General features: G+C 60.2%; 19 protein-coding genes. 11 read left to right on the top strand and 8 right to left on the bottom strand.

The annotated features are described in order from the left end of the window. Positions 1–27 precede the first annotated feature (27 nt). Entirely contained in the window at positions 28–324 is a 297-nt protein-coding gene (locus SynRS9907_RS02620) for a hypothetical protein (protein ID WP_115010336.1), read from the top strand. Positions 325–330: 6 nt separating this feature from the next. On the opposite strand, the gene SynRS9907_RS02615 is transcribed toward SynRS9907_RS02620, so the two are convergent. Then, a complete protein-coding gene (locus tag SynRS9907_RS02615) occupies positions 331–648 on the bottom strand; it encodes a hypothetical protein (RefSeq protein WP_255445964.1) in 318 nt (105 codons plus the stop codon). A 538-nt stretch (positions 649–1,186) separates the two neighbouring features. Between SynRS9907_RS02615 and SynRS9907_RS02610 the strand changes: the two genes are divergently transcribed. The 3 genes from SynRS9907_RS02610 to SynRS9907_RS02600 all read left to right on the top strand — a co-directional run bounded on the left by SynRS9907_RS02610 (position 1,187) and on the right by SynRS9907_RS02600 (position 3,588). Then, positions 1,187–1,465, top strand: a complete 279-nt coding sequence (locus SynRS9907_RS02610; RefSeq protein ID WP_188021718.1) for a hypothetical protein — start codon at positions 1,187–1,189, stop codon at positions 1,463–1,465. Positions 1,466–1,568: 103 nt separating this feature from the next. Further along, complete coding sequence (locus tag SynRS9907_RS02605) at positions 1,569–2,363, top strand: prohibitin family protein (RefSeq protein ID WP_188021717.1); 795 nt, start codon at positions 1,569–1,571, stop codon at positions 2,361–2,363. 151 nt (positions 2,364–2,514) lie between these two features. Next, a complete protein-coding gene (locus tag SynRS9907_RS02600; RefSeq protein ID WP_255445963.1) occupies positions 2,515–3,588 on the top strand; it encodes a DUF389 domain-containing protein in 1,074 nt (357 codons plus the stop codon). Between the two features lie 8 nt (positions 3,589–3,596). On the opposite strand, the gene SynRS9907_RS02595 is transcribed toward SynRS9907_RS02600, so the two are convergent. Continuing rightward, entirely contained in the window at positions 3,597–3,803 is a 207-nt protein-coding gene (locus SynRS9907_RS02595) for a YqaE/Pmp3 family membrane protein (RefSeq protein WP_188021716.1), read from the bottom strand. Between the two features lie 232 nt (positions 3,804–4,035). Beyond that, the gene (gene psbA / locus SynRS9907_RS02590; protein ID WP_006850357.1) at positions 4,036–5,115 is read right to left on the bottom strand and encodes a photosystem II q(b) protein; all 1,080 of its coding nucleotides are present in this window, start codon (positions 5,113–5,115) and stop codon (positions 4,036–4,038) included. Between the two features lie 165 nt (positions 5,116–5,280). Between psbA and SynRS9907_RS02585 the strand changes: the two genes are divergently transcribed. Further along, positions 5,281–5,448 carry a hypothetical protein gene (locus SynRS9907_RS02585; protein ID WP_188022510.1) on the top strand — a complete coding sequence of 56 codons (168 nt, stop codon included), beginning with the start codon at positions 5,281–5,283 and terminating at the stop codon, positions 5,446–5,448. A 27-nt stretch (positions 5,449–5,475) separates the two neighbouring features. After that, complete coding sequence (locus SynRS9907_RS02580) at positions 5,476–5,802, top strand: hypothetical protein (protein ID WP_188021715.1); 327 nt, start codon at positions 5,476–5,478, stop codon at positions 5,800–5,802. On the opposite strand, the gene SynRS9907_RS02575 is transcribed toward SynRS9907_RS02580, so the two are convergent. Continuing rightward, complete coding sequence (locus tag SynRS9907_RS02575; protein ID WP_188021714.1) at positions 5,799–6,713, bottom strand: aspartoacylase; 915 nt, start codon at positions 6,711–6,713, stop codon at positions 5,799–5,801. The two genes, SynRS9907_RS02580 and SynRS9907_RS02575, sit on opposite strands and share 4 nt — an antisense overlap. A gap of 70 nt (positions 6,714–6,783) precedes the next feature. Between SynRS9907_RS02575 and SynRS9907_RS02570 the strand changes: the two genes are divergently transcribed. From SynRS9907_RS02570 to SynRS9907_RS02555, 4 genes are all read left to right on the top strand, one after another. Further along, a complete protein-coding gene (locus SynRS9907_RS02570) occupies positions 6,784–7,758 on the top strand; it encodes a glutathione S-transferase C-terminal domain-containing protein (protein WP_188021713.1) in 975 nt (324 codons plus the stop codon). Further along, positions 7,755–8,393 carry a DUF2301 domain-containing membrane protein gene (locus tag SynRS9907_RS02565; RefSeq protein WP_188021712.1) on the top strand — a complete coding sequence of 213 codons (639 nt, stop codon included), beginning with the start codon at positions 7,755–7,757 and terminating at the stop codon, positions 8,391–8,393. The genes SynRS9907_RS02570 and SynRS9907_RS02565 overlap by 4 nt, the downstream gene beginning before the upstream one ends. Next, positions 8,390–10,291: an ABC-F family ATP-binding cassette domain-containing protein gene (locus SynRS9907_RS02560; RefSeq protein WP_188021711.1), complete on the top strand. Its 1,902-nt coding sequence runs from the start codon at positions 8,390–8,392 to the stop codon at positions 10,289–10,291. The genes SynRS9907_RS02565 and SynRS9907_RS02560 overlap by 4 nt, the downstream gene beginning before the upstream one ends. 138 nt (positions 10,292–10,429) lie before the next feature. Continuing rightward, positions 10,430–10,648: a CP12 domain-containing protein gene (locus tag SynRS9907_RS02555; RefSeq protein ID WP_011363519.1), complete on the top strand. Its 219-nt coding sequence runs from the start codon at positions 10,430–10,432 to the stop codon at positions 10,646–10,648. Between the two features lie 30 nt (positions 10,649–10,678). Here SynRS9907_RS02555 and SynRS9907_RS02550 read toward each other — a convergent pair whose 3' ends face one another. Beyond that, positions 10,679–10,861 carry a hypothetical protein gene (locus SynRS9907_RS02550; RefSeq protein ID WP_188021710.1) on the bottom strand — a complete coding sequence of 61 codons (183 nt, stop codon included), beginning with the start codon at positions 10,859–10,861 and terminating at the stop codon, positions 10,679–10,681. Positions 10,862–10,954: 93 nt separating this feature from the next. Beyond that, complete coding sequence (gene cgtA, locus SynRS9907_RS02545; protein WP_186514716.1) at positions 10,955–11,944, bottom strand: Obg family GTPase CgtA; 990 nt, start codon at positions 11,942–11,944, stop codon at positions 10,955–10,957. A gap of 58 nt (positions 11,945–12,002) precedes the next feature. Here cgtA and SynRS9907_RS02540 point away from each other — a divergent pair, with 58 nt between their 5' ends. Further along, complete coding sequence (locus tag SynRS9907_RS02540) at positions 12,003–13,181, top strand: ABC transporter ATP-binding protein (protein WP_188021709.1); 1,179 nt, start codon at positions 12,003–12,005, stop codon at positions 13,179–13,181. A 22-nt stretch (positions 13,182–13,203) separates the two neighbouring features. On the opposite strand, the gene SynRS9907_RS02535 is transcribed toward SynRS9907_RS02540, so the two are convergent. Beyond that, on the bottom strand, positions 13,204–15,642 hold the full coding sequence (locus SynRS9907_RS02535; protein WP_255445962.1) for an endonuclease MutS2: 2,439 nt from the start codon (positions 15,640–15,642) through the stop codon (positions 13,204–13,206). Continuing rightward, positions 15,605–16,003, bottom strand: coding sequence for a VOC family protein (locus SynRS9907_RS02530; protein ID WP_038556565.1), 399 nt, complete (start codon positions 16,001–16,003; stop codon positions 15,605–15,607). The genes SynRS9907_RS02535 and SynRS9907_RS02530 overlap by 38 nt, the downstream gene beginning before the upstream one ends. Between the last annotated feature and the right edge of the window lie 3 nt (positions 16,004–16,006).

Genomic DNA, 16,006 nt, shown 5'->3' with positions numbered 1-16,006 from the left:
CTATCACCTGAAAAAGGTGAACCGATCATGCTGACCACGTCGACACGCTTGAAACTGCAAAACATCTGCAGCCGCCTGGCGCAGGGTGAGTTCGTGTCACTCCAGGAACGCGTCTACCTTCAAAAATTTGCCGAACGCGATCGCAGCGTGAGCACGTGGGTGAGCAGAGCGCAACGCTTTCAACGGGAAGGCACACAACAAGGCCTCGACGGCTTGATGGCCGATCTCGACCTGGGGCGACGTCATCCAGACGACCCTGAGCATCCAGAAGATGATCTCGGCGACTGGTTCAGCAATGCTTCGCCTTGGCTGCGTCGCGACTGACGCGCCTTAGCTGGGATCGTCGAGGGGGCCGAAATGGTTGACGGCAACAGCCTGCAACGTCTTCAACGATTCCAGAACAGCCAGGCGTTGCTGAGCCTGAGCAAGCATCGGCTTGCCATGGGGGACGCATGATTCGATCAGAGATGCCGCCTCAGAGGCTTCAGCCTTCACCCAGCCCGTGCATCGCTCAAGGCGGGTGGTGAGATCACCATCACGCAATGCGCCCGAGTAGTTCGGCCCCGCGAAAACCTCGAGAAGTGTCGCCAGCGCATCCCTGGCCTGCTCCCGGTTCACCGTCATAGGGCTTGTGGAATACGGAACCACACTGGCAGCCCAGGCACAAAAAAGCCGCCTCATATGGGCGGCCGGGTGATGGGGATATCCACAGCTTACCCGAACGAACCAGTGATTGCAGGCCTTTTGAAGAAATGGCGACAACACGGGCTGCCAAAGTTTTCCACCTTCCTGTGGACAAACTGCCGCCAAACGGCGTTTTGTGAAATTCAATCCACCACATCTGGTGGATCAGCTGCACAAACTTGACGAGAAGCACTACACTTATTGAAAGGACGGGTGATGGGGATTACTTGGCTTATTCCTCCGTTTAACGGAGGTTTTTTTATGCCTTCTCCCACGACAAGGCAGCCCTGTCTGCAGAGCTCACATGGCCAACGAGCATGTCCATGCAGAAGAGGAAGCCACATCTGCACAACTTTGTTCACCGATCTGACTCATCTCAGTGAACTGAAGAGACTGATTCAAGTCTGATGACCCAGGCCAGTGAAATCAAACCAACAACTTTGTCAGGCAAGACTCAGATCCACGCCATAGGCTCCGTGCAGCAACACAAGATCTCGACCAGATGCGTGCCCTGAACGGATTGCTGCTGCTAGCGATTGCTCTGAGCGTGCTCCCTTTTTCAGCAGGCGCCCTTGAGTTGGGTCCTTGTGAACCGGTCGAAGCGGTGAAGATCATCGACACCAGCCTGGGACAAGGAAAAACGCTTCAACAAGCCATGCAGATGATGATCAAAGCGAAAGTGTTCGACGGATCCAAGGCGTGCATCACCTTCATCCGTGAGACCTCGATGAGCATGCGCGATTCATACCCAAGAGCCTTTAAATTGCTTTGGTTGAACTAGGCATCCTTCGGATCCTGATGATGTCGGTTTGGCGGAGAACCGGGCCTTAAGCCAACGGCCTACGAGCAAACCCGACATCATCGAGTCAGGATCTCGAACCATCATGCAAACCCCACGACGGATCAACGATCCCGCCAATAGCCTCGCCGTGGTGGTTGCCGTCGTTCTCAGCGCGCTGCTGTTGTTGGGGCAGGCTCTGTTCATCGTTCCGGCCGGCAAGGTTGCCGTGGTCACCACCTTGGGCAAGGTGAGCGGAGGATCGAGACTCCCGGGCCTCAATCTCAAGGTGCCGTTCATTCAATCGGTGTATCCCTTTGACGTGCGCACCCAGGTCAAACCGGAGGAATTTGCCACCCTCACCAAAGACCTCCAGGTGATCGAAGCCACCGCAACCGTGAAATATGCCGTTCGTCCCAACGAAGCCGGACGGATCTACAGAACGATCGCCGGCAACGACCGGGAGATCTACCCCCGAATCATTCAGCCGTCATTGCTGAAAGCTTTGAAGTCGGTCTTCTCCCAGTACGAGCTCGTCACCATTGCCACCGAATGGAACGACATCTCCACCCTGGTAGAGCGCACGGTCGCCGAAGAACTCGACAAATTTGATTACGTGGAAGTGCGCGGTCTCGACCTCACAGGTCTGCAAATCGCCGAAGAATATCGCGCTGCCATTGAACAGAAACAGATCGCAGAGCAGCAACTGCTCCGCGCCCAGACCGAAGTAAAGATCGCTGAGCAGGAAGCCCTGCGCTACGACACTCTCAACCGCAGCCTGGACGATCAGGTGCTTTACAAGCTTTTCCTCGACAAATGGGATGGGCAAACGGAGGTGGTACCGGCCCTTCCGGGCAGCAACGCCAGCACACCTCCAGTAATTGTGGGGCGACGCAGCTGAACCAACGCCAGCCGTGGTTGTTGATCAACAATCGCTTCTCGAAGACAAAGATCGTCTCGAAGAACTGCACCGCAGTTACGACGGTGAAGCACGGCTGAAGGAATCCTTCATCGTTCTGACGGTTGGCGCCAGCCTGATCGCCAGCCTGGGTTTGGTCGCCGACAACAATGCGGTGATCATTGGGGCCATGGTTGTGGCGCCGTGGATCCTGCCGCTGCGGGTGGCGGTGTTCGCGATCCTGATCGGGCAGGCCAGGCTGTTGTCACGATCACTGATCACCCTTGTCGCCGGAGCAGGGATCACCTTGATCCTGTCGATGGCATTGGGCCTAATCGCACGCAGTCAGGGCTTGCTTGTGGTCGAGGCCTTGCCGGAACAGATCGTCGCCCGACTTGAGCCCAACACATTTGATCTGGGAATCGCCTTGGCGGCAGGTGCCATCGCGACCTACGCCAAGGTCAACCCTGGGGCCGTGAGTTCGATGGCCGGCACGGCGATTGCCGTGGCCTTGGTGCCGCCGGTGTGCGTGATGGGATTGATGCTCTCCGGGCCAGACATCAGCAGCGCCCAGGGTCCTGCACTGCTCTATGCCGCCAACTTGCTTGGAATTCTGATTGGCGGGATCACGGTGCTGGCGATTCGTGAGCCGTACTTCCGCGACAAACTCAGGCGCCGCCGCCGCTCACGCTTACCCGTGCTGTTGGCATTGGGTTTGGCTGTGCTGGTGGGTCAAAAATTGTATGGGAGGTATGAGCAATACCGATACAGGCTGAATCGGGAGGTGGCCCAAAAACAGATTGAATCTGAGATCCGCTACTACCTCAAGAATGAAACGTTGACCTTTGGCGCCAACGACGCCGTGGAACTGGAAAAGATTGTCTTCGACTGGCCTGACTACTGGGAACAAAATCAAGCCCCAAGTTTCCTGGTGGTGGTGCGATCACTCGACCCCAAGCTGCCGAGTTACAAGCAGGTACAGAACATACAAGACACAATCAACAGCAGACTTTCATGGCAGTTTCCTGGCCTTGAACTGCAAATGCAGGTGCAACGCATCAACGTGAGCGTGGTGGAAGGCAATAAAGTGGACCTTGAGGTTGACCTCGAGCAAATTTTCAACGAAGCGGATACAAGCCAAGCACCGCCACAGGCGCTTGAAGATGAACCAAAGGTTCAAGCAGAAGATTCAGCCGTAGCTGAAATCTGTTCAGAGCCAGATTGCTGAAACGCGATTTATTTGCGGGTCAGGATGACAAACAGGGCGTGAATCACAGCGGCTGGCCACATGCCAAACAAAACTGGGAACCCAAGGCCACCAACGGCAAAGAGATAGATCACCAGGTTGATCCAAAAGGGCTGCGTCAATCCCACCTGAGTGAAGACGCCCAGAGGGGGAATGAACAGGGCAATGATGATCCGAAGGATGTCGCCGCAGGTCATCAGAGGAAGCACGGGGGTGCCCTTGTCTAGCCATCACCACCTGACGCGCAGATGGCTCCTCTCTATTGATGTTGCTTCTGCTGCTTCTGTCACGGCGATTGCCGATGCAGAACTGACCGTCTCCTCTGTTGAAAGATCCGAACGACAGGAGCTTCAGCCACAACAAAAAGCCCCCACCTTGCGGTGAGGGCTTGCGATTCAACCGAAGCTGAATCTCTTGGAGACTTCAGCCTCAACCGATGGCAGGAGCCTGCAGAGCCACAGGAGTGGACTCAGCAGCAGCCAGGTCGAGGGGGAAGTTGTGAGCGTTGCGCTCGTGCATCACTTCCATGCCGAGGCCGGCACGGTTCAGCACATCAGCCCAGGTGTTCAGGACACGGCCCTGACCATCAAGGATGGACTGGTTGAAGTTGAAGCCGTTCAGGTTGAAGGCCATGGTTGACACGCCGAGGGCGGTGAACCAGATGCCGACAACAGGCCAGGCAGCCAGGAAGAAGTGAAGGCTACGGCTGTTGTTGAAGGAGGCGTATTGGAAGATCAGGCGACCGAAGTAACCGTGGGCAGCCACGATGTTGTAGGTCTCTTCCTCTTGGCCAAACTTGTAGCCGTAGTTCTGGGACTCGCTCTCGGTGGTTTCACGCACCAAGGAGGAGGTCACCAGGGAGCCGTGCATGGCGGAGAACAGGCTGCCGCCGAAAACACCTGCGACGCCCAACATGTGGAAGGGGTGCATCAGGATGTTGTGCTCGGCCTGGAACACCAGCATGTAGTTGAAGGTGCCAGAAATGCCCAGGGGCATTGCGTCAGAGAAAGAACCCTGACCGAAGGGGTAAACCAGGAAGACAGCGGAGGCTGCAGCGACAGGTGCGCTGTAGGCAACGCAGATCCAAGGGCGCATGCCCAGGCGGTAGGAGAGTTCCCACTCACGACCCATGTAGGCGTAGATGCCGATGAGGAAGTGGAAAACAACCAGCTGGAAGGGGCCGCCGTTGTACAGCCACTCATCGAGGGAAGCAGCTTCCCAGATGGGGTAGAAGTGCAGGCCGATGGCGTTGCTGGAAGGAACAACAGCACCGGAAATGATGTTGTTGCCGTAGATCAGGGAGCCAGCGACGGGCTCACGGATGCCATCGATGTCGACCGGAGGAGCGGCGACGAAAGCGATGACGAAGCAGATGGTGGCAGCCAGCAGTGTGGGGATCATCAGCACACCGAACCAACCGACATACAGACGGTTGTTGGTGGAGGTGACCCACTCACAGAAGGCCTGCCAGCTGGAAGCGCCGGAGCGCTGCTGGAGGGTGGTGGTCATGAGAACGGAAAGAAATGTTCCCGAGGGAACGGTTTAAGGAAGGGCAGGAGAGCCCTGCCTGATAAAGAGTGTAAAGGAAGTTTGCGCTGTGTGTCCACAGATTGCGAAACCAACGCTTAAGCGCCCCAGGCGAGGAAAGCGATGCTTTTGAAAGACTTAAGATTCATGAGACTCACCAAGGCGCTTTTGGTTCTGATCCGCTGGATGCAAGCCGGCCATCGCTTGGAGGAAACCGTTCCTCTGACGCAGGCCCGCCACAGGCGAATGGAGCTGGAGGCTCAAGGCGCCACCGTGTATTGGAGTGAACGTCTGGCCCAGGGCCAGTTCTGTTGAGAGGCTGGGGCCAATCAGCACAGGCCCATGCAGCGTTTGATTCCTCTGATTTGTCTAGGGCTGACCTCGGTTGGTCTCACCAGCTGTGGACTGGTGAGCTCAAGCGGCGACCAACCCAACGCAAGCGCTTCGATCAAACAGCTAGAACAACGCATCAACCAACTGGAGCAGGAGCTGCAACAAATCAAGTCGCCCGGCGGCGATGCCGACAGCAAAACCCCGGCCGGTCCGCTGCGATCCCTCACCCTGCGGATCGGCACCGAGGACGACCGATTGCGGATGTACTGGGCCAATGGTCAGACGAGCAATCTGATCTGCTCTCAAGAAGGGAAAGGTGTTTGGGCCTGCGGTTAGGCCGCACAGAGCAGCTGCTGCAAGGCCGGCAGCCACGTGGGCTGCACGGGCCACACCTCCCGGCGCGTGAGGGAGAAAGCAATGCTTTTCTCCGCGTAGGCCGCCTCATTCACAAACACCGGAATCTCCCCCTCAACCCACGCTTCACCACGATCGGTGCCATCCGCAGCACGGAACATCGCCTGGGTTGAGCTGATGTCCTGCCAATCGCGTCCCTGCAGTTCGGGATGCACAAGGGCCTGAGGCTCTCCTTTCTCCGCCTTCGGAAGATCCAAACTCCCCAGGTGACGGTGCACCACCAGAGCATCCGGCAGCCGGGCCAAGCCCTGATGTGCCTGATCCAAGGCTCTCAGGCAGGTTTCCAAGCCAAGACGGGTCTGTTCAACGACCCGGGCATTGAGCAGACCTTGCGGCACAGGGCCCACCTCGATCACCAGGCCGCAGGGCCAGGATTCAACAAGGAAGCCGGTCTGCTGAGCATCGGCTTCGTGCAGATAAATCGGCAGGCCAAGCGCTCCCTGCACCAAAGCCGCGAGGGCGAGATCAGCAGGACGCCGGCCATACACCACCAGGGAGTTGCCCATGGCCGCTGTGGTGCTGTGCAGATCGATGGCCACAGCACAAGGCTGCTCGCCGCTCGGGCCATGCAAGCGCAGGAGTTCCCCAGCACGCTGGAACTCCAAGCCGGGGGCCCCCTGCTCCAACTGTTCCGGGAGGAAGCAGCGGTTGAGGTCACGATCGACGTAACGGCAGCGGCGGCGCAACGCTTCCGGGTTGCCGATCACCTTCTGCACCGCCAAGCCAGCAGCGTTGATCAGATCAGGGTTGGCCTGCCACTGCTGCAGCAACCAAGGGGCATTGACCTCATTGCCGTGGGTGCCGGCCACCACAAGAACGCCACAGCTGCTCATGGACCACAGCGAACCAAGTTCTGACTGAAGCACGAGTCACAGCGAGGATGGAAGCGATCCAAACCGCGCCATGTCGATCCCACCTGTCGTGGTCACGGCCGCCCGTCGCAGTTGGCGCTGGCAATGGCAACGGCTCATGGGTGGGCTGGGCCCAGCCGATGCGGCCGGCAATTACACCCGCCCAAGCAGTGATCCACTCAGCCCGCCGGCTTTAAACCCCGAAGACCTGCTCCAGCGCAGCGCAGACCAACGGCCAATCCTGGTGATCGGGCGCAGTTGCCCCTGGGCCCACCGCACCTGGCTGATGCATCAGCTGCGCCATCTGCACAACAGCCTCACCCTCGTGATGGCACAGGCGGATCACAACGCTGGACGCTGGGCCCTCAATCCAGCCTGGGAGGGGTGCGACACCCTGCTGGAGTTGTATCAGCACTGCGGCGCCCCCCCCAGCTACCGGGCCACCGTGCCTGTGCTGGTGGATCCGAAGACGCGCAGCCTGCTGAGCAATGACAGTGCACCACTGGTGGAGCTGTTGAACCGCTGGCCCCATCAAGACACTGTTGTGGACCTGGCACCGGCAGAAGAAACCGACAGGATCCAGGCCTGGCAGCAGCGGCTGCAACCGGCCATCAACGATGGGGTGTACCGCTGCGGTTTCGCCCGCAACCAAGCGGCCTACGACCGGGCTGAAGCCGATCTCTTCGCCGCCCTTGCTGCGGTGGAGCAGAGCCTCGAAACCAATGGTCCATGGCTGTGCGGCACAACACTGACCCTGGCGGACGTGCGGTTGTTCCCCACCTTGATCCGCTGGGAGCTGGTCTATGCGCCTCTGTTCGGCTGCAGTCGGCAGCCGCTCTGGCACTACCCACACCTCTGGGCATGGCGACAACGCTTTTACGCCTTGCCGGGCATTGCGGACACCTGCGACGGCCACGCCTGGCGAAACGACTACTTCGGTGCCTTGTTCCCCCTCAATCCCGGCGGCATCGTTCCAGCCGGTCCTGACCTGAGCACACTGGTGAACAGCACGGCGGCGTCGGGATGACCAGCGCAGATCCAACCTTTGAAGGTGTCTACGGCCCTTACTCGATCACCGCTACTGATCGCCAGGAGGTGCGTTCCTACCGGATCGCCCTGTTGATCACCGGCCTCAGCCTGGCTGCAGGAGTGCTGCAGTGGTGGCAGACCGATAGCCCCTGGGCATTGCTCTGGGTGCTGCCGATGGCCACGGCCCTGGGCCTGGCACTGCGCTGGATCCACATCTACCTCCGCCCCTTGCACCGCGCCCTGCAACTGTTCTGGCTCAGTGGTTGCGTCGGTTGGGGGGCCCTGCTGGTGAAGGCCGGCCCCACCGAAGTGCTCTCAACCCTCCAGGATCAGCCGCTGTGGATCCTGGCCATCGGGCCGCTGTTTGCCGCCCTGGCGGGCATCGGCTTCAAGGAGTTTTTCTGCTTCCAACGGCCCGAAGCCATCGGCCTCACCTTGCTGCTGCCGGCAGCGCTGCTGGGGCATCTAGTGGGTCTGATCAATGGCCCCCTCTGCCTAGCACTCCTGGAAAGTGCAGCGTTGCTACTGGTGTTGCTGGCCCTGCGCAAATTCGGCATGGAGGCAGCAGCGGATGTGGGCGACAAGAGCGTGTTTGCTTATCTGGACGGTCAACTGCCCGCTGGCACGCCGTGAGTCTGATCAGCCTGGTTGGTGCGGCCAAGGATTTCGGCATCCGCACCCTCTTTTCCGATCTCGATCTCCACATCGCTGAAGGAGAACGGCTCGGGCTGATCGGACCCAATGGCGCCGGCAAATCCACCCTGTTGAAGGTGCTGGCAGGGAAAGAGCCACTCGGTGAGGGGGAACGCCGCTGCTCACCCCGGCTTCGGGTGGAGCTGGTGGGTCAGGAGAGCCGGATCACCCCGGGGCTCACGGTGCTGGAGCAGGTGCTGGAGGGCTGTGGTGCCAAACGGGATCTGCTGGTGCGCTTCAGCGCCCTCAGCGACGCCATCGCGGAAGACCCCAGCAATGAATCACTGATGGCGGAGCTGGGTCAGCTCAGCCAACGGATGGATGAAGAGGACGCCTGGAGCCTGGAGCAGCAATGCCGGGAAGTGCTGCAGAAATTGGGCATCAGCGATCTCCAGCGCCCGGTCGACGACCTCTCCGGCGGATACCGCAAGCGGGTGGGGCTGGCATCAGCCCTGGTGGCCTGCCCCGATGTGCTGCTGCTGGATGAGCCCACCAACCATCTCGATGCCGCTGCCGTGGAATGGCTGCAGAGCTGGCTGGATCGCTATCCCGGCGCTCTGGTGCTGGTCACCCATGACCGCTATGTGCTCGATCGGGTGACGCGGCGGATGGTGGAGGTGGACCGAGGCCAGGCCCGCACCTATCAGGGGAACTACAGCACCTTTCTGCAGCACAAAGCCGAAGAAGAGGCCTCTGAAGCGGCCTCAGCGGCCAAGTTCAAAAGCGTGCTTCGCCGCGAGTTGGCCTGGCTACGCCAGGGCCCCAAGGCCCGCAGCACCAAACAGAAGGCGCGACTGCAACGCATCGAAGCGATGCGCGAGCAGAAACCCAATCAGGCCAAAGCAAAGCTGGAGATGACCGGCATCAGCCGGCGCATCGGCAAACAGGTGATCGAAGCGGAAGCCGTTGGGGTCACAGCCGATGGCAGCGGGGAAGGTCGCCCACTCCTCGATGGCTTCAGCTACAGCTTCAGCCCTGAAGACCGAATCGGCATCATCGGCCCCAACGGCAGCGGCAAATCCACCCTGCTTGATCTCATCGCCGGACGGCGCGAGCCAACCCAGGGCAGCCTGCTGCTTGGGGAGACCGTGCACATCGGCTACCTGGACCAGCACACCGAAGACTTCAACAAAGGCAAAGGGCTCGATCGCAAAGTGATCGAGTTCGTGGAAGAAGCCGCCAGCCGGATCGATCTGGGGGGTGAACAGGTCACTGCATCCCAGCTTCTGGAACGCTTTTTGTTTCCACCAGCCCAGCAGCACAGCCCCTTGGCCAAGCTCTCGGGAGGCGAGCGCCGCCGCCTCACCCTCTGCCGGATGCTGATCCAGGCGCCCAACGTGTTGCTGTTGGACGAGCCCACCAACGATCTGGATGTTCAGACCCTCAGCGTCCTGGAGGATTTTCTTGAAGACTTCCGGGGCTGCGTGATCGTTGTTTCCCACGACCGTTATTTCCTCGATCGCACCGTTGATCGCCTGTTCTGCTTCGACCAAGGACGGCTCAATCGGTTTGAAGGGAACTACAGCGCGTTTCTGGAGCAGCAGCGCCAGGAGGAACGCAGCCAAAGCCAGGCGAGCAAACCCTCCACACCAAAACCAGAGAGCAGCCGCAAGACCAAGCGCGACGGTCCGCGGCGGCGCAACTTCAAAGAAAACAAGGAGCTTGCGGCGCTTGATCAACAGCTGCCTGAACTGGAGCTGAAGAAAGAGGAGCTGGAACAGCAGATGACCCAGGCGGGCGCTGACATGGCCAAAGTGAGCCTTGATCTGGCTGAGATCATCAACCGCATTGAACAAGCGGAAGAACGCTGGCTGGAACTCAGTGAATTGGCGCCCTGATCAACGATCTGGAGCTGTGGTTGTAGCCAAGGCTACCGCCACTTCAAATCAGCGTTTTCGGATCGTCATGGGGTGGGATTCCACCACTCCAAAACCGATGAATCGCCGTAAGGTGCAGCCAGGCCACGGTCTGAATTCATGAAGTCCATCGACGAACACATCCAGAAGGATCAATCGGAAATTGAAGCTGCCAAAGCAGCTGGAGACGACGCCAAGGTTCGTCACCTCACCGATGAGTTGAAGTCGCTGGAGGAATACAAGGAACACCACCCCGGCGACAGCCACGACCCCACCTCCCTCGAGCTGCATTGCGAGGCCAATCCCGATGCAGACGAGTGCCGCGTCTACGACGACTGAGTCAACCAGCGCGTGAAATCCAACGAGGGCTTAATAGTCCTCGTTGAAATCGGAGGGGCTGCCGGTCAGGCTGCAGACGACAGCCTCCTCTTTCCGCATTGCCTTCACTTCAGCGATCGGGCGTCCCATGCGTTGAAGCACAGCAACATCCTCTTTCGTTTGGCACCGGGCGATCACGTCGCCCTTGTTGTCCAGACAGGTGTAAAAGGTCATGTCATGGGAGAGACATTCCCGTTATGGCTCCCCCGCGATCAGGCCACAAGCATCGGTGTGGCTGATCACATGAAGATTGTCTGGAGCATCAGCTCACACTCCGAGCTCGGCCCAGGTTTCGGCCAGCAACTGATCGAGGTTGGTTCCCATGGCGGCTGAAATGCACAGCACGGGACGACCACTCGCCGCTTCAAGGTCCTGCCGCAACCTGGGGAGATCCTCTTCTGCCACCAACTCTTGTTTGTTGATCACCAGCAGACGGGGTCGATCAACCAGACCATGGCCATAGGCCTCCAGCTCCTGCTGGACGACGTTCAGGTCAGCCACGGGATCCTCGGATCCTGCGTCCACGAGATGGATCAGCAGACGGGTGCGTTCGATATGACGCAGAAAGTCGTGGCCAAGACCAGCGCCCTGGGCGGCCCCCTCAATCAAGCCTGGAATATCCGCGAACACGGTTCCATCTCCACTGGGACGGCGCACCACACCAAGGTTGGGAACCAAGGTGGTGAAGGGGTAATCGGCAATCTTGGGTCGCGCTGCCGACAGCACGGCGATCAAAGTGCTCTTGCCGGCATTGGGAAGACCAATGATGCCCACCTCAGCCAGCAACTTCAATTCCAGCTGCAGGGGCCATTCCTCACCCTCACGGCCCTCGGTGAATTTCTCCGGAGCGCGGTTGCGATTGCTCAGGTAATGGGCATTACCCAAACCACCTCGCCCACCGAAGGCAACGGTGAGACGCTCACCCGGGGTGGTGAGGTCTCCCAGAAGAATGCCGGTGCGCAGATGGCGTACCTCCGTGCCGCAAGGCACCTTGATCACCAGGTCTTTCCCTGATGCACCGGTGCATTTGTTCGGACCACCGCGTCGCCCATCGTCAGCGGCGAACAGGCGTTTGTATTTGAAATCGAGCAGGGTTTGCAGGTTGCTGTCGGCCTCGAGAACCACTGGAGCCCCACACCCGCCGTCACCTCCGGAGGGGCCTCCGGCGGGCACATACTTTTCACGGCGAAATGCAGCGATGCCATCGCCGCCGCGCCCGCCTCGGACCGTGATCCGTGCCTGATCGATGAACTGCACGGTGCTGCCGGCTCAATCCAATCCATAACCCTAAGATTCAGCCGCTGCAGCTCTGTCGTTGGCCGGCGTCCGTTTCGAAGACCTCAGCAAGACCTTCCCAGGACGCGGCAGCGGTGATCCCGTTGAGGTGATTCGTCAGTTGAATCTAACGATCAACGATGGCGAGTTTTTGGTGCTGGTCGGTCCCTCGGGGTGCGGCAAAAGCACCTTGCTGCGACTGCTCGCTGGTCTCGACAGCCCCACCAGCGGCGAAATCAGAATCGGGTCCCGGCCCATCAGCGATGTACCGCCAGCGCGCCGCAACGTCGCCATGGTGTTCCAGAGCTATGCGCTCTACCCGCATCTCAGCGTGCGGGACAACCTCAGCTTCGGACTGCGCAGAAGCCAGGCGAGATCAACCGTCCAGCGCATCCAAGATCAAGCCTTTCGAGCCACGCGCGCCTTACCCAAACCACTGAGGGTGCGGTCGGTCAGAGAAGAACGAATCGAAGCCCGGGTGAACACCGTTGCCAGATCTCTGGAACTCACGGAATTGCTCGATCGGAGGCCCAAGGAACTGTCCGGCGGACAAAAACAACGGGTCGCCCTCGGACGCGCCATGGCGCGCAATCCTGAGGTGTTTTTGATGGATGAACCGCTGAGCAATCTCGACGCCAAACTCAGAACGAGCACGCGCCAAAGAATCGTCGAGCTGCAGCGAGAACTGGGAACAACGACGGTTTATGTGACCCACGACCAGGTGGAAGCGATGACCATGGGGGACCGCATCGCTGTATTGAACCAAGGGCGCCTGCAGCAACTCGGGACCCCCATGGAGTTGTACAGATGGCCCTCCAACATCTTCGTGGCCCAGTTCATTGGCAGCCCAGCGATGAGCCTTTTGCCCGTCACGGTGGGGCCCAATGCAACTCTGATGCTGGGGAACAAGCGCATTCAGGTTGAAGGCGCAATGGTCGAGCCTTTACTTCAACGAGAAGGCCAACACCTCACCGCAGGGTTGAGGCCTGAACACTGGCATCTGGCACCGGCAACAAACCGGAATCTGCAAGCCGAGGTGAGCCATTGCGAGCGTCTGGGCAATGAGCAGATCCTCACCTGTCGGCTCCTGGATGGTGATCAACTCATCCAGGTCCGAGCTTCAACGGAGATCAACATCACTGCCGGCGATGCCATCCACCTCGACCCTGACCCCACAGGCTGGCGGTTGTTTGATGCGGATGGTGAAGCGATCCGTTAGCCACTGAAGCGCCTGAACCAGCTCAGCGCACCCAAACAACGCTGCAGCCCGGTCCGCCGTCCCCCTGCTCGGCATCGGTCACCCGTTCCACATAGGGCACCGTGTCCAGCCAGGCGCGCAGGCCGCGCTTGAGCTTGCCCGTGCCGATGCCGTGGATCACCCAAACCGGCCCATTGGCACTGCGCAAGCATTCCTCAACCGCCGCTTCGGCCTCATGCACCCGCATGCCACGCACATCAAGGGTGTTGCGACTGGTGCGTACCTGTGCACCACCGCCACCGACGGAACGGGCTTGCACCTTCACCACCGGCTTTGGAGGTGGCTCCGGCTTACGCCCATCCAGGCTTTCCACCGCCGCCAGATCCACCGTGGTGCGCATCACCCCACAACGAACCGTCAGCTGAAGGCCGTCATCGGTGATGGCCAACACATCTGCAGCCTTGCCGAGGGCGAGCAAGCGCACGCGATCCCCCACAGATGGACGCCAGCCCGGCTTGGGTGCACGCCGTTCAGGGGTTGGGCGGTGATGGTCTTCCAAGCTGCGTAACCGTTGCCCAGCCTTTCGCGCGGTTTCCCCATCCGCGCGTTCATCCCGCAGACGGCGAATCAGCGTGCGAACTTCTTTCTGGCCCTGACGGATCGACTGCTCCAAGCGTTGACGGCCCTGCTCCTGGCGTTGCGCGGTCTGCTGCTTTTGCTTCTGCCAGCGCTGCAGCAACTCCTCGTGCAGCAGCTCCGTGCGTGCCAGGAGTGCTGCAGCGTCTTCTGCCGCGGCCTGCTGGCGCTGCCGTTGCTCCTCCAAGCCACGGATCACACTGTTCACCTCACCATCACCCCCTGGGGCCAGAAGCTGCTGAGCCTGGTGAAGCACATCGGAATCGAGCCCAAGGCGCGTCGCGATCGCCAGTGCATTGCTGCGTCCTGGAATTCCCCACAGCAATTCATAGGTGGGGGACAAGGTCTCAGGATTGAAAGCAACAGAGGCATTCTCAAAACGAGCGTCGTCGTATTTGAGGGCCTTGAGTTCACCGAAGTGGGTGGTGGCAATCGTGAGCCGAGCCCGATCCGCAAGAGCCTTGAGCAGAGCCGTGGCCAGGGCCGTTCCCTCGCTGGGATCCGTTCCAGCACCCACCTCATCCAGCAGCACCAGGGCTGGAGAACCACCGCGCTGCAGCGCCTCAAGAATGCGCCCGATGCGCTTCACATGACCACTGAAGGTGGACAAGCTCTGCTGGAGGGATTGCTCATCTCCGATGTCCGCCAGCACCTGGGCACACCAGGGCAGGGAAGGTTGCCCCGAACAGGGCAAAAGCATGCCGGCGCGTGCCATCAGTGCAGCAAGGCCAATGCTTTTCAGGGTGACCGTTTTGCCACCGGTGTTCGGCCCGGTGATCGCCACCACCCGCAGCTCCGGCGACACCTCAACCGAGATGGGAACCACGGGCGGCCCGTCCGCGCGCTTGTGCTGCCACACCAACAGTGGGTGCCGCAGACCTGAAAAGCGAAACGGAGCCTCCGCTGCCGCCTCAAGCTGAGGCTCAACGCCACCAAGCCAGCGGCCGTAACGCCCACGGGCCAGTGCAAGATCAAGCCCGCGCAGCACGGCCACCACCTGGTTGAGGGCGGACGCCTCTTCAGCCACCAGAGCACTCAGCTCCGCCAACACCTTGCGTTCCTCATCCCGGATGCGGGACTCCAGCTCCACAAGCTTGTTGCCCATGGTGAGCACCGAGCGGGGTTCAACAAAGAGGGTGCTGCCTGAGGCCGAACTGTCGTGCACCTGACCCGGCACCTGGCTCACCGCACCGGCCTTCACCGCCAGGACAGGACGGCCATGACGCTCGGCGATCACGCTGTCCTGCAGGGATGGGGCCAGGCGCCGCAGCAGCTCCTGAAGTTTGTCGCGACGTTCCTGGCGCAGACCGTTCCATTGATGCCGCAGCGCCGACAACGCCGAGCTGGCGCGATCAGCGACACGGCCGCCCTCTTCGAGCGCAAATTTGAGCCGCTGCTCCAACTCCGGCAGCGTCACCATCGTTTCAATCAACGCGGTGCAAACCGGGCGCAGCTCGGGATCGTCGATCTGACGGCGCAGGCGACGGGCCGCTGCCAATGTTTCCGCTACGGCCAGCAGCTCTTCACCGGAGGCCACGCCTCCCTTGCTGCAGCGCAGCACAACGGGCTCAAGATTCTGAACACCGCGGAAGCTGAGCCCCCCCTCAGTGAGGTCATCGAGCACCGCCATTTCAACCGTCTCGGCCAGGCGCTGTTTCGACTCCTCCAGGCTGGCGGGCAGCGGTTGAACCCGGGCCGCATCACGGCCCATGCCAGTGCTGGCAAAGCCGCTGAGATGGTCACAGACCCGATGCCACTCCAGCAGTTCAAGGGTTTCCTGCTGAGCCCGATCCGCCCCTTGACTCAAGTCAGTTGCAGTTGGAGGGGATGCCACCGGGGGGTTCATAAAGCATTTCGAGCCAGTTGCCTTCCGGATCTTTCAGATAAAAAGACGCCGTGCCGTCGCGGTGGTCATGGACGGCACCAACGTGCACACCCTGCGCCTTGAGACGGTCGTGAATCACATCCACCTCCTCACGATCGCGGAAATGGAAGGCGAAATGTGGGCCAGCGGCTTTGTAATCCGGGCCCAACAAGGCGAGTCCATCGCGACCTTCCCCGGCTTCCAGATAGCACCAGTCGTTGGCACGCCAGACCAGACGCATGCCCAGATCGGTGTAGAAGGCAACAGCCCGATCAACGTTCTCAACACGGATCGCAACGTGACCGAGACGATCCACACCTTTGGGTTGATCGGCTGTTGCCATCGG

This window comes from Synechococcus sp. RS9907, assembly GCF_014279615.1.
GTDB lineage: Bacteria > Cyanobacteriota > Cyanobacteriia > PCC-6307 > Cyanobiaceae > Parasynechococcus.
This window is presented reverse-complemented; position numbering and strand designations above follow the sequence as displayed.

What these genes read in the sequence shown, in the direction of transcription:
- SynRS9907_RS02535 (WP_255445962.1), bottom strand. Translation starts at nt 15,642, where the DNA reads ATGAACCCCCCGGTGGCATCCCCTCCAACTGCAACTGACTTGAGTCAA.
- SynRS9907_RS02620 (WP_115010336.1), top strand. Translation starts at nt 28, where the DNA reads ATGCTGACCACGTCGACACGCTTGAAACTGCAAAACATCTGCAGCCGC.
- SynRS9907_RS02570 (WP_188021713.1), top strand. Translation starts at nt 6,784, where the DNA reads ATGTCGATCCCACCTGTCGTGGTCACGGCCGCCCGTCGCAGTTGGCGC.
- psbA (WP_006850357.1), bottom strand. Translation starts at nt 5,115, where the DNA reads ATGACCACCACCCTCCAGCAGCGCTCCGGCGCTTCCAGCTGGCAGGCC.
- SynRS9907_RS02575 (WP_188021714.1), bottom strand. Translation starts at nt 6,713, where the DNA reads ATGAGCAGCTGTGGCGTTCTTGTGGTGGCCGGCACCCACGGCAATGAG.
- SynRS9907_RS02605 (WP_188021717.1), top strand. Translation starts at nt 1,569, where the DNA reads ATGCAAACCCCACGACGGATCAACGATCCCGCCAATAGCCTCGCCGTG.
- SynRS9907_RS02555 (WP_011363519.1), top strand. Translation starts at nt 10,430, where the DNA reads ATGAAGTCCATCGACGAACACATCCAGAAGGATCAATCGGAAATTGAA.
- SynRS9907_RS02610 (WP_188021718.1), top strand. Translation starts at nt 1,187, where the DNA reads ATGCGTGCCCTGAACGGATTGCTGCTGCTAGCGATTGCTCTGAGCGTG.
- SynRS9907_RS02580 (WP_188021715.1), top strand. Translation starts at nt 5,476, where the DNA reads ATGCAGCGTTTGATTCCTCTGATTTGTCTAGGGCTGACCTCGGTTGGT.
- SynRS9907_RS02585 (WP_188022510.1), top strand. Translation starts at nt 5,281, where the DNA reads ATGAGACTCACCAAGGCGCTTTTGGTTCTGATCCGCTGGATGCAAGCC.
- SynRS9907_RS02530 (WP_038556565.1), bottom strand. Translation starts at nt 16,003, where the DNA reads ATGGCAACAGCCGATCAACCCAAAGGTGTGGATCGTCTCGGTCACGTT.
- SynRS9907_RS02550 (WP_188021710.1), bottom strand. Translation starts at nt 10,861, where the DNA reads ATGACCTTTTACACCTGTCTGGACAACAAGGGCGACGTGATCGCCCGG.
- SynRS9907_RS02565 (WP_188021712.1), top strand. Translation starts at nt 7,755, where the DNA reads ATGACCAGCGCAGATCCAACCTTTGAAGGTGTCTACGGCCCTTACTCG.
- SynRS9907_RS02595 (WP_188021716.1), bottom strand. Translation starts at nt 3,803, where the DNA reads ATGACCTGCGGCGACATCCTTCGGATCATCATTGCCCTGTTCATTCCC.